This window comes from Streptomyces longispororuber (assembly GCF_024448165.1).
GTDB lineage: Bacteria > Actinomycetota > Actinomycetes > Streptomycetales > Streptomycetaceae > Streptomyces > Streptomyces longispororuber_A.
The window spans coordinates 24,796-41,155 of sequence record NZ_JAMOLN010000034.1 but is presented as its reverse complement, the minus strand read 5'-3'; the positions used below and the strand labels follow the sequence as shown (position 1 = coordinate 41,155).

Below are 16,360 nucleotides of genomic sequence, written 5' to 3'. Positions count from 1 at the left end.
CCCCTCTCCGTCCCGCGGCCGACCGGCCGGTCCCTCTAGGAGGCCACCATGAAGAAGTGCCAGCTCTCCCTGCAGATCGCGCACTGGGTGTTCGACGACCTCGCCCTGCCGCGCACCTGCGAGGTGTCGTACGACAGCACCGATCCGCTCGCCGTCGCCCTGGCCTTCGAGACCGGCGGGCGGCAGCCGGTGCGCTGGGTCCTGTCCCGTGACCTGATGGCCGAGGGGCTGGCCGACCACGTGGGCGAGGGCGACGTCCGGCTGTGGCCGGTCCACGACGACGACGGCGAACTCACCTCGCTCTGCGTCCGCCTGGGCAGCGGCCACACCGCGCTGATCGAGTTCGACGCCGAGCCGGTCGCGAACTGGCTGGCCAGGACCTACGAGATGGTGCCGCGCGGCACCGAACTGGACGGCGTGGACTGGGACGAGCTCGTCCAGCGGGTCGAGTGAAGAAGCGACTGAGGCAGTCGGCGGAAGCCAGAGACAGATGACCGGATCACGGCTTTCCAGTTTTCGTTGAATGCGCAAGTGTATGGGCGTACGGATCACATGTGTCGAGGTCGACGACCGGCCCGGTACATCCACACATCCACACATCCACACGTTCACACAGCGACATATCGACAGGGAGTAGGACATGCGCACACCGTGGAAGCGCGGACTCGTGGCCGTGGCAGCGGCGACGTCGGGAGCGGCCGTGTTCGCGGGCGTCGGCTTGGTCCAGCCCGCCGCGGCCGTCGAGATCGGAGGGATCGCCTTCTACACGAACCACGACTTCAGCGGCACGGAAGTGCGCGCCGACCCCGCGGACCACGAGTGCCACACCCTGCCGCAGGCCATGTACTCGGTGCAGAACTACTCGCTCACCCAGTACATGGACGTCTACTACAAGGCCGACTGCGCTCCGGGGGTGCCCGACTCCCCCTACACCGACGCCGTCCTGCGGCTGGACGGCCTGCACCAGAGCGGCACCGAGGTCGCGACCGGGTTCCGCAGTTACCGGGTGCTCGCCACGACTCCGTAGCCACATACCGGCCCCCGGCCGTGCCGAGTCGTCAGGGAATCGGCACGGCCGCCCCGCCGCCTGCGTCAGTCCGTCAGTCCTTGAGCGCGTAGAAACGCATCGGCGAGTTCGGTTCGAAGCCGATCCGCGGGTACACCGGAGCCCCGGCGGCGGTCGCGTGCAGCGTCGCCCGGGTCAGTCCGGTGGCGCGGGCCCCCTCGTGCAGCGCCTTGCGGGTGACCGCCTCGCCGTAGCCGCGGCGTTCCCAGGCCGGATCCGTGGCGACGAGTGCGACGAACAGACGCCCCTCGGCCTCCACCGCGCCGGCACAGGTCACCGGCACCCCGTCCCGCAGACCCAGGAAGGCGTGCACCCGGTCGCGCCACAGCGCGGAGCCGGCCAGGCCGTCGCGGCCGTCCTCGACGGGGAACCCGTAAGCTCGCGCGTTGATGTCGGCGAAGGCCAGCAGGTGCGCGTCGGTCGTCACCCGTACGAAGTCCAGCTCGGGGTGGACCGGTTCGGGAACGGGCAGGAAGTCCCCGGCCATCCCGGTGCCGGGGAAGGCGTGTTCGAGACCGGCCTGTCCGGCCGCCGCGTCGAGCCCGGCCCGGGCGTCGTCCCGCAGGAGGTCGTCGAAGACCCACAGGAAGCCCGGGTGCTCCTTCGACCGCATGATCCCGGCCGCCTCGTCGAGCCGCTGTCGCAGGAGGCCGGGCCCCACGCCGACCTCGGTCAGCGTGAGGCAGTTCCAGAAGGCGAAGCGGCAGTCCGCCCAGCGGACGGCGATGCCGGGGAGGTCGCGGACGTCCGCGTCCGGGTCCCGGTCGAGCACCATGGCACGCCAGGCCACGGAGAGCTGTTCCATCGATTCGATCGAGTCCGCCAGATCGTGCACCAGAACCCCTCAGGTCGTCGGTGTGCGGGAGCAGCCCGCTCTGTGTGAACGACGCCGGACGTGTGAGGGTTCACCGAGGTGTGCGCGGAGCACCCCGTTCGAGCCGTTCGACATGTGAGACACCTCTGCGAATGTTCAATCCAGAACTGCTACGTTGACGGCCTTCCCGGGCCATCGGCACGGATCGGCACGGGCGCCGTCGTGCGGCCCGGCTCGGAGTGGGGATGGACAAGGGGACGTTCGGCCGGCTGCTGCGCCGGGCACGGCAGCGTTCACTGCTGACGATCGAGGGCCTCGCCGAGGCGTCCGGGGTGAGCGGACGCGCCATCAGCGACATGGAACGGGGCCACAGTCTGCCGCGCCAGTCGACGCTCGCCGAGCTGATGGACGCGCTCGGCCTGGACGAGGACGAGCGAAGCAGTCTCGTGCGGGCGGCCTCCCGACGGGCGCCGCAGGCCGTGGTGCCCCGCCAACTGCCGCCCGACCTGGCCCAGTTCCGCGGCCGCGACGCGGCCCTCGCCACCGTCCACGACCTCACCGACCGCGTCACCGGCCAGGGCGGACACGTCGTCATCTCCGCGATCGGCGGCATGGCAGGTGTGGGCAAGACGACGCTCGCCGTGCGCTGGGCGCACCAGGTGGCGGACCGCTTCCCCGACGGCCAGCTGTATGTGAACCTGCGCGGGTTCGAGGCGTCGGAACACCCCCTGGACCCCGGTGAGGCGCTCGGCGGCTTCCTGCGGGCGCTCGGGGTGCCGAGCGGCGACATCCCGTCCGGCGTCGACCGGCGCGGCGCGCTGTTCCGGGAGCTGACCGCGGACCGGCGGCTGATCGCCGTCCTGGACAACGCCAAGGACCCGGAGCAGGTCGGACCGCTGCTGCCGACGTCCCCGGGATGCCTGACCATCGTCACCTCCCGCAACCAGCTGTCAGGGCTGGTGGCCGTCGAGGGCGCCGCGTCGATCAACCTGGACGTGTGGGGACAGGACGAGGCGCTCGCGGCGCTCGCCGCCAGGATCGGGGAGGAGCGCTGCCGCGAGGAACCCGAGGCCGCCGCCGAACTGGTCGGCCTGTGCGGCTTCCTGCCGCTCGCGGTCGCCGTGGTCGGTGCCCAGCTCAGCAGCGAACCGCGGATGCCGCTGCGCCTCGCGGTACGCGAACTGCGGCGGACCCGGCCGCGGCTCGACGCCCTGGCCACCGACGACCTGCGCGTGGACGTCCGCACCGTCTTCTCCTGGTCCTACCGGGCGCTCACCGCCGGGACGGCCCGCTTCTTCCGGTACGTGTCCCTGCACCCGGGCCCGGCCGTGTCCGCCGAGGCCGCCGCCACGCTCGCGGGCGTGGAACTGACACCGGCCCGCCGCCACCTGCGCGCACTGACCGCGGCCAGCCTCCTCTCCCGCGACGCCGACGGCCGTTACATACAGCACGACCTGGTGCGGGCCTACGGCGGCGAACTGGCCGACCAGGAGGACGACGACCGCCTCGGCGCGCAGGCCCGCCTGCTGGACTACCTGCGCCACAACGCCCACACGGCCAACCGCCACGTGTCGCAACTGGACCCCGAACCGGAGGAGCAGCCACTGGACGGTGTGGTGCACGTGGTGCTCGCCGACCGCGACGAGGCGCTCCACTGGTTCCGCCAGGAGGAGTCGGCCGTGGGACCCGCCGTGCTGTCCCTGGACGATCCGCGGCTGCTGCGCCTGCGCGGCAACTGCGCGCGGGAATGGATCGGTTACAACGAAGTGGTGGGCCGCTGGTCCGAGGAGATCGGCACGGCACGCGTCGGGCTCGACGCCGGTCTCGCGCTCGACGACCCGGTGGCCACCGTACGCAGCCGCTCGAACCTGACGCGTGCGCTGCTGGAGACGGGACACACCGAGGAGGTCGAGGCGTCGATCGACGCGATGCTCGCGGATCTGCACCGGCTGCCGCCCGAGGTGCGGGCCCGTATCGAGTGCGAGATCGGGTTCTTCCGCATCCGTCAGGGCCGCTTCACCGAGGCCCTGCTCCATCCGCGGCGGGCCCTGGAGATCTACCGCGGGATCGGCCGGCCGGACGGGATCGCGAGCACGCTCAGCAATGTCGGCTGGGTCCTGGCCCACCTGGGGGAGTACGAGGCGGCCATCGCCACCTGCGAGGAGGCGCTGCCGTTGTTGCGGCAGGTGGGGGACCGCCGGTTCGAGGCGGGTGCCTGGGACGCGATCGGCCGCGCCCAGCAGGGACTCGGCCGGCTCGACGCCGCGGTCACCGGCTACCGCACGGCGTTGCGGCTCTTCGAGGAACTCCTCGACGACTACAACCGGGCCGGAGTCCTCGACCACCTCGCGTCCGCCCAGCTGGAGCAGGGGGAGGAGGCGCAGGCCCGGGCGAACTGGGTGTGCGCCGCCGAGCTGTTGACCGCCCTGCGCGTGCGCGACGCCGCGCAGATGTGGGCCAAGGCGGAATCCCTGCCGTCGAGGGCGGACTGACCCTCCCGGAGCACGTCAGCGAGCACGTCAGCGAGCACGTGAGTGTGTACGTCAGTCCAGCGCCTTCAAAGCCCCCGACACGGCGGCCTCCAAGAAGGCCCGGTCCGCCCCCGCGCTGCCCATGACGCGCAGGCCCTGGACGAACGTGGTGAGGAAGCGGGCCAGCTCCACCGGGCTGTGGGCGGCCCGCAGTTCGCCGCGCCGCTGAGCCCGTTCCAGCGCGCGGGCGAGCACGGACTCCATCGCGGCCATGGCCGATCTCACCCGCTCGACCGTGGCGGGGTGGCCGGCCCGCTCGGTCGCGGCGCCGACCAGCAGGCAGCCCCGCTCGGGGGCGGCCAGGTCGGCCGAGGCCAGGGCGAGCAGCAGGTCGCGCACGGTGACGCGGATGTCCGCGGTGGAGTCGAGGTGCTCCGCGAGACGGTCCACGAGGTCGTCGCAGTACCGGGCGAGCACCTGCGCGTAGAGACCTTCCTTGGATCCGAACGCCGCGTACAGACTGCCGCTTCCGATGCTCAGCCGCTCGGTCAGGAGGGGCAGTGAGGTGGCGGTGTAGCCGCGCTCCCGGAAGAGGTGTGCGGCCTGTTCCACTGCCAGCGCGGTGTCGAATCCACGAGGGCGCGCCATGGGTATGACCCTTTCCTCTGGTCCCTGCGCACGCGCGACGCGTGCGGCGGTCGGTACTGCACGGTCGCAGATCGCGCCGACGACGGCATGAGTACAACGACTGCAAGAGGGCGGCCGACGGGCCGCGGCGCCGCCGGTCGCCACGGGAAGTTCCAGGAGCGCCAGGGGATTGCCGGCCGCCGTCGCCATGAGGTCGCGCACCGTGTGCGGATCGGTTCCCGGACGACGCATCGCCAGCAGCGCCGCGGACTCGGCCAGAGTCAGCGGGCGCAGCGGCACCTCAGGCAGACCGGCCAACGACGCCGAGCGCGCCCCCTGGGTGAGCGCGGTCATCAGAACACCCATGGGATGACCGGCGGTTCTACGGGCGACGAACGCGAGCACCTCGGCGCTGGCTTCGTCCAGAGCGTCCCAGTCGTCGACGGCGATCAGCACAGGGCGTTCGGCGCCCGCCGACTCCAGAACCCGGAACACGGTGAAAGGCAGCCGCGCCCGATCCTCACGGGCGGGAGCACCATCCACCAGAAGCGCCTCCAGGACCTGACGGTCCCGGCCGGCCGGCGGCAGCCGGGCATCGCTCAGAAGGGGCCACAGGATCTGCAGCAGGCCCGGCATACCGGGCCGGACGCCACTCCGGCCGCCCGTGCAACGCAGCACCCGCATCCCGGCGGCCGCCGCCTGCTCGACACCGGCTTCCAGCAGTACCGACCTGCCCGACCCGGCGCCGCCGCGCACGACACGTGTCGCACCGTGTGTCACGGCCTCCCGTACGAACGCCCGCAGTTCCAGCAACTCGGCCTCGCGGCTGACCAGCCCGTCCTGTGCGGCCGGTCCGCAGGGCCCGGCGGGGGCCTGCGGAGGAGTGCGGACGCTCTGCTCCGCGGCGGTGAGGACGGAGACCTCGACCTGCGTGTTCATCAGTGACCCCCGTTCCTGGAGCGCCGGCCAGCATGCCCTTCCCCATCCCAGCGGACGCGGGCGCGCGGGAACAGGCAGTTCGCATGCAGCTTGCCGCGCCCGTCGACTGCGTCCGTTCTGCCTGTGCTCCCCGAACGGGCCCGGATACATTGTCCCGGCGGGGCGGACTCGGACATCACATGTAGGCGGGCATCAGGGTGCGTGGGTATCGGGGGCGGCAGCTTGGTCTGACCCGCCTGACCATCGTGGCGAGCAGTCTCTTCGCTCTGCTGATAGGTGTGGCGTTCACGGTGCTGCTGTGGGCGATCGCCGACGCGAACAGTTCCGTCTCGGCGCGCCGCGCGTCCCGGACGGCACTGGTGAAGTCCGGGAGCATGGAGCAGATCGTCCTCGACCTCGAAACGGGCCAGCGCGGCTTCGTGATCACCGGGCGGAAGGACTTCCTGGAGCCGTGGACGGCGGCCCGCAAGGCGTTCCCGGCGGAGGCCCGACGGTTCACGGCGTCGGTGACGTCGCCGGAACAGCGGCGGATCGCCGCCGAGATCACCAAGGGCGTGCGGTCCTACCTGAACGACTACTCGGTCCCGCTCGTCGACGCGGTACGGCGCGGGGACCGCGCGGCGTCCGGCGCGGCCGTGGCAGTGGAGGGCAAACGGCGGGTCGACGGCCTGCGGGCGCAGTTCGACCGGTACATGGAGGCCGAGCGCGTCCAGTTGGCGGAACGTACCGACGCCGCCGGCGCCAACAGCCGCCAGGCGGTGATCACGGCGGCCGTGGGTCTCGCGGCGTCGATCGGTCTTGTGGCCGTGGTCACGGTGCTCCAGCACCGGGCCGTGGTGCGGCCGGTGCGCGGCGCGGCGGCGGCCGCCCAGCGGCTCGCGGGCGGCGACCTCGGCGTACGGATACCCCCGAGCAAGGTGGCCGAGGTCGGCGCCCTCGGCGAGTCCTTCAACTCCATGGCCGTCTCCTTGCAGGACAGCCGCCGCCGCATCATGGAAAGCGTCGAGGCCGTGCACCGGCGCACGGCCCGCGACCTCCACGACGGGGCGCAGCAGCGCCTGGTCAGCCTGATGATCGGCCTCAGGCTGGCGCGCGAGATGGTGCCCGGGACGGAGACGACGGTGACCGAACTCCTCGACCAGTCGATCACCAACGCGCAGACGGCGATCGACGAGTTGAGGGAGCTCGCCTCCGGGATCTACCCGCTCGCGCTGACGGTGCGCGGCCTGGTGACGGCGGTGGAGGACCTGGCGTCCCGGTGCCCGGTGCCGGTCGTCGTCCACAGCACGTACGACCGCCGCATCTCCTCGGCCGTCGAGTCGAACGCGTACTTCATCGTGGCCGAGGCCGTGACGAACGCGGTGAAGCACGCCGAAGCCTCCCGGATCGACATCTACCTCGACCTCACCGAGGTGTTGCGGATACGTGTGGTGGACGACGGCGTCGGCGGCGTGGACACGGCGACACCGGGCAGCGGTCTCACCGGACTGACCGACCGGGTCGCGGCGTTCGACGGCAAGCTGTCGATCGAGTCGCCGCCCGGCGCCGGCACGTCGGTCCTGGTCCAGATCCCGGTGGGGGACTGACCGGGGCGGAACGTGCCACCGCCCGGCGCCCCACCCCGCTCCGCCTCGGCCCGGCGGAGGTCTGTCCCGCCCGCCGGTCCGGTCAGCAACCGGCGTGCGGCTCCTGCTTCTCCGGCAAATGAGTCTCGGCCCAGGTCCCGAGCTCGGCGAGGGCCGGTTCCAGGGCGCTTCCCGCCCGCGTCAACCGGTACGACACCCGCAGCGGGGGCCCCGCGTCGACGTCGCGCTCGACGAGCCCGGCGGAGCCCAGTTCGGTGAGCCGGTCGGAGAGCATCCGCTCGCTTATCCCCGGCACCGCCCGGCGCAGGTCCACGAAGTAGGCGGGTCCGCCGGTCAGCACGGCCAGGATCGGGCCGGTCCAGCGCTTGCCGAGCAGCTGGAACACCCGGGTGATGGCGGAACTGACCTGCCTGCAACCGGCGGCGTCGTGCTGCTGATCGACCGTCATGCGGTGAGGATACTTTCCTTTCTTGCGCTGTGCGGACGGCCAATGGGGGAGAAACATGTTCCCCGCTCCACCGGGCCGGCGGGACCGGGCCGCATACGGCGTGGGCCGGCCCCGGAGCTTTTGTAGGTGTTCAGAACCCGCGCCACACGTTGTCGAAGGCGGCGTTCTCGACCGAGCGCCGCTGACGTACGGCCTCCAGCTCCATCACGGCGTTCCCCACGGCGGCCAGGACCGTCACGGTCGCGTCGTCGGTGAGGTCATGGCCCGCGTCCAGGTCCTTGCCCACGTCCTGACCCTCGTCGTCGCCCTCTTTGCCCTTGTCGTCCGCCCGGTCGCCCAGTCCGACGGCGGCGGCGAGGGCCGCGAGCACGGGCTCGCCCGCGGCGCGGCGTTCCTCGGCCCGGCGGACGGCGGGGGAGTCCACGAGGACCACCCGCTCCGGCCTCGACAAGAGTCGGTTGCCGCGGGTGCGGTTCACCAGCCCGGCCCGCTCCAACTCGTCCGTATAGGCCGCGGACAGCTCGCGTCCGCGCCGCCACAGCCAGTCCTCGACCGCCTCGTACGGTTCCTGGCGGACGACGGAGGCGGCGGCCTCGCCCAGCAGCCGGTCGTCGGCCGCGGATCCGGTACCGGGCACCAGACGCTCGCCGTCCAGGCCGAGGACCTGCGCCTCGACGAGGTCGAGCACCTCGGCTCCGGCGAGCGCGAGCGACAGATCGCCCTGTCCCACTTCGCGGTCGGACGCCGACAGGGCGATGATCGCCAGATCCTGTGCGGTGCTCATACGTGTCTCCATGTCGATCGGCCGAGTCCGGGGCGGTTGTCCCGGCGCTCACCCGGGCCGTCGTTCCGGGTGTGTTCAGGGTGCCACGCGGAGGCACGTGACGTCGGCCAAGAGGGTGCCGGGGCCGTCAGGCGGCAGCCTTCAGCGGGCCGGAGAAGGACTTGCGCAGGGACGACGGAGCGACGAGGGGGAGCAGGGAGGCGAGCATCTTCCCCTTGAAGTCGCTGGGAACGCGAGTGAGTTCGACGTCGACGCGCGTGCCGTCGCCTTCGGGCGTGAGGTCGAAGACCCAGCCGCCGCCCGCCCCGAAGAGCTTCGAGTCCAAGGTGGTGACGGTGACCTTGGAATCGGTCCACGTGTACCGGGCCCGTTCCCAGGCGGCGCTCGTCCCCTCGGTCACCTCGGCCGAGTTCACGCCGAGTTCGTGCACCGTGAAGTGGTCGGCGTCGATGGTCGGCCAGGCCTCCGCGCGGCCGGGGCCGAAGTCGGTGAGCGTGGCCAGGGCCTGCGCGGGAGACAGGGAGGAGATGAGGTGGAATCGGACGACGGCCATGGGAGGAGCCCCTTGCATCAGAGAAGTAACCGGCTGGAACGGTTACTAAGATTCCACGTCCCGCGTCACCCGTCAAGACGGTTCCGCCCGGCGAACGGGCCGGTGGCGGGGGTTGCGTTCTCCTGAGTCACTTGTCAGTATGGTTACGTGAATCATGCATTTCCCTGCGGGACGCTCCCGCTCGACTTCGTCGGCACGCTGCGCGCGCGCCGCAACGAAGAGCCGACAGAGAAGCTCGCCACCCCCGAGCTGCTCGACGACTGGTTCGTCGAGTCGAAGATGCTCGACCTGGCACCCGGCGCGAGCGAGGTGGACCTCGCCATCGCCATCGACCTGCGCGAATCCATCTACGATCTGGTCGCCGCCCGCCTGGACGGCAAGCCGCTGCCCACCGACGCGGTCGCCGAGCTGAACCTGCAGGCGTCCGGCAAGCCGGTGACGCTGCGGCTCGGCCCCGACGGCACCACCCGCACCGGCACGGTCTCCCAGGGCCTCGCGGCGCTGGCACGCGAGGCCGTCGAGATCCTCGGCGGCGACGACGGAGCACTGCTGCGCGAATGCTCCCGCCCCGAGTGCACCCAGGTCTACCTCGACCGCTCACGCGGCCACCGCCGCGAGTGGTGCGCCATGAAGACCTGCGGCAACCGGGTCAAGGCCGCCGCGTACCGAGCCCGGCAGCACGCCACCCAGGACTGAACCCCGATCCGGCCGGCCTGCTGTCGCAGGTAGGCGGTGTGCATGATCCGGGTGGACGCGCATCAGCCGGGCGCGGGTCGCCCGCGGCGTCGGGCGCCGTCACCTTTGCTCGTCCCCCGTCCCCCGTCCCTCGTCTCCCGTTCGCCCGGCGTCCTCACCGATGCCCTTCAGCGGTGCCGGCCATGGAGCCGCCACGCGCGGCCCGTCGGACGCTCAGAACGCCTGAGGCCTGCCCGGCGCACTCCTCAGCCAGACCTGCACGGCCCCGCCGCGCGCAGGCCCTAGGCGTCCGGCCGCGTACGCGACGGCTCGTGTGCCCCGAGGGCCGCGTCGGCGGCCCGCAGATGCCGGCTGACCGGCCCGAACGAGATCAGGCCACTCCCGGCGCCCGCCGACTCGCCCTCGGCGGCGGCGAGTTCGTCGCGGGCGCGGCGCAGGACCCCCTCGTGTCCCACGGCCGCGGCCGTGCGGGCGAGGACGCACCAGAGCGCTTCCTGGAGGAGGTCGTGGGGCGGGCGGGGGACCGTCGCGAGGGCGTGCCGGGCTCGTTCGGTGGCGCCGGAGGCGGCCATCAGCAGCGGGTCGAGCCACGGCCGGTAGGGGCCGGCGTCGAGGCCGGCGAAGTCGTCCAGGTCGGGCAGCGTGTCGCCGCGCATCGCCGGGACCAGCGCGACGAGGACGGCCGCTCCCCGCGTGAGTCCGGGCATGCCGCAGTCGGCCGTCTCCGTGAGGACCTTCGTGTAGTGGGGTCGGGCCACGGCCCATCCGTCGTTCTCGCAGGTGCGCAGCGCCCGGTACCACGAGGTGAACACCCGGGCGAGCGGTCGTTCGTTGCGGTGTGCCAGCCGGTCGATCTCCTCGGCCTCCGCGTCCGCGGACGCGAGGTCGCCGAGTCCGGCGAGGGCCTGGAGACGGACGAGGCGGCCCAGTACCTCGTGGCTGGGCAGCTGATGGTCGACGGCCAGCCGGGTCAGCTCGGCACCGAGGCCGTCGCGGAGGGCGGCCGATCCGCAGGTGGCGAAGGACTGCATGAAGGCGCCGTTGAGGGCGAACGCGAGCAGCGCGGGGTCGTGGAGACGGCGGGCGAGGCGCACTGCCTCCTCGGCGGCGCGTTCGGCGCGCAGCCGCCACGCCTCGACGCCGGAGGTGTCGGCCGCCCGCGGCGGCGGCGTGTCCGCGGCGGCGTCGCCGCGTGACTCGACCGCGACGACCGACAGCAGCCTGGCCCGCAGCGCGGGCGGGCCGTCCGGGCCGAGCCGGGCGGCGGCGCGGGCGGCGGACCGGGCGAGTTCGCCCGCGCCGTCGGGGTCGTCGGCGCGGGTCCAGACCGCGGGGACGTCGTAGGAGCCGATGATCCTGGCGGCGAGCTCGGTGTCGCCGGTCGTCTCGGCCGCCGCGACCAGGTCCCGCCGATGTTCACGCGCCTCCTCCAGACCCTCGGCGCCGGTCACCGCGAGGTCGCGGAGCAGACCGGCCGTGGCATGCAGCCGCGCGCGGGACCGGGCGGGCACGGAACGGTCCCAGGCGGCGGCGGTGCGGTCCCAGACCCCGTCCGCCGCCCCGGCCGGCTCGGTCGCCGAGGCGTCGCTGCTCAGGACGCGGGCCTCGACGCGGGCCAGGGCGGCGCCGGAGGCCCCCGCGAGGGTCCGGCGGGCGTGGCGAAGGGCCTTCTCGGCCTCGCCGCGGCGGCCGGATCTCTCCAGCGCGGTCACGAGCAGGACCCAGCCGTCCTCCCGCCCCGGGTGCGCGGCGACATGGGCCTGCAGGTCCGCCACGGCGTCCCGGGCGGCGCCGGTCGCCACCAGGGCGTCGGCACGCCGCTCGATCGCGTCCAGGCGGAGCGCCTCCAGCCGAGCCTGTTCGGCGGCGGCCCACGCGGCGGCGGGGAAGTCGGTCAGAACCGGCCCTCGCCACAGGGCCAGGGCCTGGCCCCACAGGGCGACGGCCGAGCGTGGCGGCGCTTCCGCGGCTCGCGCGGCGGTGTCCTCGAAGCGCCAGGCGTCGACCGCCTCGCGTCCGGCGCGCAGCGCGTAGCCGGGGCCGTCGGTGACCAGGAGGCGGGACGGCTGCCGGGGCGGACGTCCGGGTTCCAGGGCCCGGCGCAGTGCGGCGACGAACGTGCGCACCGCGCCGACCGCGCCGGCCGGAGGCGCGTCCTCCCACAGGTCGGCCACGAGGCGGCCCACCGGGACGACCCGGCCCCGGGCGATCAGCAGCCGCCCCAGGACCTCCCGGTGGCGGGGCGCTCCCAGCGGCAGGGACGCCCCTTCGGTGTCCCAGGCGGCGACCGTCCCCAGCAGTCCGAACTCCACGCCCACGGCTCGTTCCCTTCGCGGGCGGCGCCGTCTCCGGGGTGCCGCGTGACCACTCATCGATCGCTGATCCGGGGCCCGCAGTGTGGGGGACGTCCCCGGACGCCCCGCACCGCCGGGTCCGGAACGTCCACTCTGCCACGAGCCGCAGGAGTCACTGTGTCCCACCCGAGCATCCCCGGATTCACCGAGCACCGCGTGACGGTCGACGACGGTGTCACCCTGAACGCGGCCGTCGGCGGCAGCGGCGCGCCGGTCGTGCTGCTGCACGGCTTTCCCCAGACCCATCTGATGTGGCGGCACGTCGCCGCCGATCTCGCCGCCGACCACACCGTGATCTGCCCCGACCTGCGCGGTTACGGAGCCAGCGACAAGCCCGCAGAGAGCGGCCCCGAGGTCTACTCCAAGCGGACCATGGCGCGGGACGTCGTACGCCTCGCCGCCGGTCTGGGCCACGACCGCTTCACCCTGGCCGGCCACGACCGGGGCGCCCTGGTCGCCTTCCGCGCCGCGATGGACCACCCCGGCACCGTCTCCCGGGCGCTGTTCCTGGATGTGCTGCCGACCCTCGACATGTGGGACGCGCTGCGCGGCGTGTCCGGCGCGGTCGGCTTCCACCTCTACCTGATGGCCCAGGCCCCGGGCCTGCCGGAGGAGATGATCCAGGGGGCCGCCGACACCTTCTTCGGCTACTTCCTGGACGCCTGGACCAAGGACCCGGAAGCGATCCCGGCCGACGTCCGTGAGCACTACCTGGCGGCGTCCGCGGCGGCCGTGCCGTCCATCGTGGCCGACTATCGCGCCTCGGCCGGCGTGGATGTGGACCACGACACCGCCGACCGGGAGGCAGGCCACAAGCTGGCCGTGCCGGTCACGGTCCTCCAGCAGGACTGGGGCGCCGCGCTCGGCTACCACGCGCAGGGACTGTGGAGCGCCTGGGCCGACGACCTGCGGCACCGCACGGTGTCCTGCGGCCACTTCATGGCGGAGGAGGACCCGAAGCTCATCGCCGAGGAGATCCGGGCGCTCGGCGAGCGCTGAGACCCCTCGCCCCGCTGTCCCCTGCCCTGCCCTGGGCCGGTGCGAGCGGTGACCGCGCCCCGCCGTGCACACGTCGCACGGCGGGGCGCGGTCGGCGCTGAGCGTTCCCCGCCGTGCGGTGTCAGGTGCGGGCGGGTGCGGCGTACCTGGCTTCCATCATCGCCACGGCCTCGTCCACGACGTGCTCGACAGCCGTGCCGTCCGGAGACCAGCGAGGCAGCAGCATGCGCGGCCAGAACACGTAGTTGGAGATCATGCCGAGGAACTGGGTGGCGGCCAGCTCGGGATCGTCCAGCACGATCGTGCCGGCCTCGCGTTCGGCCTCCAGGTACCGCCGCACCGAGTCGAAGTAGGGCATCTTCCCGCGGTTGAACTGCGACTCGGCCAGTTCCGGGAAGCGCGGCAGCTCCGCGATGACGATCCGGAACAGGTCGGCCATGTCCGGGCGGGTGAGCAGGGCCGCGTACCGGCGGCCGATGAGGGCGAGGCCGGCCCGCGGATCACCGGGCGGCGGAGCCGCCTCGTCCCCGTCGCCCGCCTGCCAGGACGCGGTGACGATCGCGTCGAAGAGCGCCGCCTTGGTCGGGAACTGCTTGAACAGAGTCGCCTTCGACACCTCGGCGGTCTCGGCGATCTTCGACAGCGAGGTCCGGTCGTATCCGGAGTCCAGGAACAGACGGGTGGCCGCACGCAGGATCGCGGCCCGCTTCTGCTCCGCGACGCGCTGGTGGTAGGCCGACGGCTCGGTGGTCATGGCCCCATCCTAGGCGAGGTGAGTCACTTGACTCACCATCTCTCGTCCTCGTACGGTCAATGGCGAGGCGAGTCACTTGACTCACCACTGTGAAAGGAACCACCCCATGGAACGCTTCGACCACCACACCGTGCTCGTCACCGGCGGCACCGGCGGCCAGGGAACCAGCCACGTCCGCGCCTACCACGCCGAGGGCGCCGACGTCGTCATCGCCGACATCGCGGAGGACCGGGGCCGCGCGCTCGCCGCCGAACTCGGCGACCGCGCCCTGTACGTCCGGCTCGACGTCACCGACGAAAGCTCCTGGAACGCCGCCGTTCAGGCGGCCGAGGAGCACTTCGGCCCGCTGTCCGTCCTCGTGAACAACGCCGGGGTCCAGAACCCCGCCGCCCCGATCGAGACCACCGACCGTCAGGTGTGGGACCGCATCCTCGACATCAACCTCACCGGCACCTTCCTCGGCATCAAGGCGTCGGCCCCATCGCTGCGCCGCAACGGCGGCGGCGTCATCATCAACATCGCCTCCACCTCCGGCGTGGGCGGAACGGCCCTCTACGCCCCGTACGTCGCCGGGAAATGGGCGGTACGGGGCCTGACGAAGACCGCCGCCCTGGAACTGGGCCGCGACAACATCCGGGTCAACGCCATCCACCCCGGCGTCATCGCCACGCCGTTCATCACCGAACCCGCCGCCGGCAGCGACGCCCCGATCTCGGACTTCTACTCACCGGAGCCGTTCGCCATCCCCCGCCTCGGTGAACCCGCCGACATCACCCGCGCCCTGCTCTTCCTCAGCTCGGACGACGCCTCCTTCGCCACCGGCTCGGAATTCGTCATCGACGGGGGACTCCTCCTCGGCCCCGCGCTCCAGCACGACGCCGCCTGACCTGGACGACCCCGACCACCACACCAGAAAGGAGGGACACCCATGGACGCGGGCAGTACGCGCGGCCATCGAGATCACTCCGGCCGCCACGACGCACCAGCGGATCATCGACATCAACACAACGGGCCGCCGCACCGGCCGCCCCCGCCGCATCGAGATCTTCTTCTGGATCCTCTGGATGTGTGTGCTCGTGCCGGAACACTCGGTGAGAAACACGTATGCAGAGGGAGCAGAGCCTTCGGTGCGGCGCAGGCAGCGTAACGCTCACCAGGCGCGACGGTGAAAGACCGTGAGGCATGCACAATAGTCACACGTATGTGAGATACCTTGGCTGCATCAGATACCTGAGCCCGATGAGTGGTGTCCGGCCGGAACGGGCGCGAAGAGGTGTTTGCGGCCGGGCGGCACCACCCCCTTCACCAGAACAGGCACAGCCATGATGCTGACCACCACTCCGTTCGGCAAGCACGCCACCGCGGCGGAGGTACTCGACGGAGTCGATCTGAGCGGACGCCGGTTCGTCGTCACCGGCGGCTCCTCCGGCCTGGGCGTCGAGACGGTCCGCGCACTGGCCGGTGCCGGCGCCCAGGTGACCGTCGCCACCCGCGACCCCGCTGCCGCCGCGCCGCTGCTCACGGAGTTCCCCGAAACCCGGGCCGTCGCCCTCGACCTAGCCGACCTGGCCTCGGCCCACGCCTTCTGCCAGGCATGGAGCGGTCCCCTGGACGGCCTCGTCGCCAACGCAGGCGTGATGATGCTCCCGACCCGGCAGGTCACAGCCGAGGGCTGGGAGGCGCAGCTCGCCACCAACTACCTCGGTCACTTCGCCCTGGCCGTCGGCCTGCGCGCCGCGCTGGAGGAGGCCGACAGGCCGCGCGTGGTCGTGCTCAGCTCCGGCGCGCAGCTCCGGGCCGGATTCGACTTCGACGACCCGCAGTTCGAGCGCCGCCCCTACGACCCGTTCGTCTCCTACGCCCAGTCGAAGACCGCCGACGTACTGCTCGCCGTCGGGATCAGCCGCCGGTGGGCCGAGCACGGCATCACCGCCAACGCCTGCGCGCCGGGATGGATTCACACCAACCTGACCCGGCACATCGACCGGGCGACCATGCGGGCCCTCGGCGCCATGGACGAGGACGGCAACCTGCTCACCCCGGACCACTACAAGACCCCGGCCCAGGGTGCGGCCACCACAGTGCTGCTGGCCGCTTCGCCCCTCCTCGAAGGGGTGACCGGGCGCTACTTCGAGGACAACCAGGAATCGCCGGTCGTCGAGGGCGGCGCCGAGGTGATGGCCGGCGTCGCCAGGTGGTCGGTCGACCCCGCCGCCGCGGACCGACTGTGGGATCTCGCCCTCCCCGCGGTGCGCTGACCCCTGCCACC

15 protein-coding genes are annotated in these 16,360 nt (G+C 72.5%); 8 read left to right on the top strand and 7 right to left on the bottom strand.

All coding sequences use genetic code 11. From position 1 onward, the window contains the following. The first annotated feature begins 48 nt into the window (after window positions 1-48). Complete coding sequence (locus M4J07_RS12715; RefSeq protein ID WP_255971117.1) at window positions 49-453, top strand: SsgA family sporulation/cell division regulator; 405 nt, start codon at window positions 49-51, stop codon at window positions 451-453. Window positions 454-640: 187 nt separating this feature from the next. Beyond that, window positions 641-1,027 (top strand): hypothetical protein, encoded by a 387-nt coding sequence (locus tag M4J07_RS12710; protein ID WP_255971115.1) that lies wholly within the window; start codon window positions 641-643, stop codon window positions 1,025-1,027. Window positions 1,028-1,100: 73 nt separating this feature from the next. Here M4J07_RS12710 and M4J07_RS12705 read toward each other — a convergent pair whose 3' ends face one another. Beyond that, window positions 1,101-1,901 (bottom strand): GNAT family N-acetyltransferase, encoded by an 801-nt coding sequence (locus M4J07_RS12705; protein ID WP_255971113.1) that lies wholly within the window; start codon window positions 1,899-1,901, stop codon window positions 1,101-1,103. A gap of 224 nt (window positions 1,902-2,125) precedes the next feature. On the opposite strand from M4J07_RS12705, the gene M4J07_RS12700 reads away from it, so the two are divergent. Next, window positions 2,126-4,372 (top strand): ATP-binding protein, encoded by a 2,247-nt coding sequence (locus tag M4J07_RS12700; protein WP_255971111.1) that lies wholly within the window; start codon window positions 2,126-2,128, stop codon window positions 4,370-4,372. A gap of 51 nt (window positions 4,373-4,423) precedes the next feature. On the opposite strand, the gene M4J07_RS12695 is transcribed toward M4J07_RS12700, so the two are convergent. After that, window positions 4,424-5,917, bottom strand: a complete 1,494-nt coding sequence (locus tag M4J07_RS12695; protein WP_255971109.1) for a TetR/AcrR family transcriptional regulator — start codon at window positions 5,915-5,917, stop codon at window positions 4,424-4,426. Window positions 5,918-6,162: 245 nt separating this feature from the next. Between M4J07_RS12695 and M4J07_RS12690 the strand changes: the two genes are divergently transcribed. Beyond that, on the top strand, window positions 6,163-7,503 hold the full coding sequence (locus tag M4J07_RS12690; RefSeq protein ID WP_255971107.1) for a CHASE3 domain-containing protein: 1,341 nt from the start codon (window positions 6,163-6,165) through the stop codon (window positions 7,501-7,503). Between the two features lie 82 nt (window positions 7,504-7,585). Here M4J07_RS12690 and M4J07_RS12685 read toward each other — a convergent pair whose 3' ends face one another. From M4J07_RS12685 to M4J07_RS12675, 3 genes are all read right to left on the bottom strand, one after another. After that, a complete protein-coding gene (locus M4J07_RS12685) occupies window positions 7,586-7,951 on the bottom strand; it encodes a winged helix-turn-helix transcriptional regulator (protein ID WP_255971105.1) in 366 nt (121 codons plus the stop codon). Between the two features lie 130 nt (window positions 7,952-8,081). Further along, window positions 8,082-8,735: a GPP34 family phosphoprotein gene (locus tag M4J07_RS12680; protein WP_255971103.1), complete on the bottom strand. Its 654-nt coding sequence runs from the start codon at window positions 8,733-8,735 to the stop codon at window positions 8,082-8,084. A 127-nt stretch (window positions 8,736-8,862) separates the two neighbouring features. After that, the gene (locus tag M4J07_RS12675) at window positions 8,863-9,288 is read right to left on the bottom strand and encodes a hypothetical protein (protein ID WP_255971101.1); all 426 of its coding nucleotides are present in this window, start codon (window positions 9,286-9,288) and stop codon (window positions 8,863-8,865) included. 147 nt (window positions 9,289-9,435) lie between these two features. On the opposite strand from M4J07_RS12675, the gene M4J07_RS12670 reads away from it, so the two are divergent. Next, window positions 9,436-9,984 carry a CGNR zinc finger domain-containing protein gene (locus M4J07_RS12670; protein WP_255971099.1) on the top strand — a complete coding sequence of 183 codons (549 nt, stop codon included), beginning with the start codon at window positions 9,436-9,438 and terminating at the stop codon, window positions 9,982-9,984. 281 nt (window positions 9,985-10,265) lie between these two features. Here the strand turns inward: M4J07_RS12670 and M4J07_RS12665 are convergent, their stop codons facing one another. Beyond that, complete coding sequence (locus M4J07_RS12665) at window positions 10,266-12,302, bottom strand: AfsR/SARP family transcriptional regulator (RefSeq protein WP_255971097.1); 2,037 nt, start codon at window positions 12,300-12,302, stop codon at window positions 10,266-10,268. Between the two features lie 153 nt (window positions 12,303-12,455). Here M4J07_RS12665 and M4J07_RS12660 point away from each other — a divergent pair, with 153 nt between their 5' ends. Then, a complete protein-coding gene (locus M4J07_RS12660) occupies window positions 12,456-13,337 on the top strand; it encodes an alpha/beta fold hydrolase (RefSeq protein ID WP_255971095.1) in 882 nt (293 codons plus the stop codon). 121 nt (window positions 13,338-13,458) lie between these two features. Here M4J07_RS12660 and M4J07_RS12655 read toward each other — a convergent pair whose 3' ends face one another. Next, window positions 13,459-14,091, bottom strand: coding sequence for a TetR/AcrR family transcriptional regulator (locus tag M4J07_RS12655; protein ID WP_255971093.1), 633 nt, complete (start codon window positions 14,089-14,091; stop codon window positions 13,459-13,461). Between the two features lie 106 nt (window positions 14,092-14,197). Between M4J07_RS12655 and M4J07_RS12650 the strand changes: the two genes are divergently transcribed. Both M4J07_RS12650 and M4J07_RS12645 read left to right on the top strand, forming a co-directional pair. Then, window positions 14,198-14,977 (top strand): glucose 1-dehydrogenase, encoded by a 780-nt coding sequence (locus tag M4J07_RS12650; protein WP_255971090.1) that lies wholly within the window; start codon window positions 14,198-14,200, stop codon window positions 14,975-14,977. Between the two features lie 436 nt (window positions 14,978-15,413). Then, window positions 15,414-16,349: an SDR family NAD(P)-dependent oxidoreductase gene (locus M4J07_RS12645; protein WP_255971088.1), complete on the top strand. Its 936-nt coding sequence runs from the start codon at window positions 15,414-15,416 to the stop codon at window positions 16,347-16,349. Window positions 16,350-16,360 lie beyond the last annotated feature (11 nt).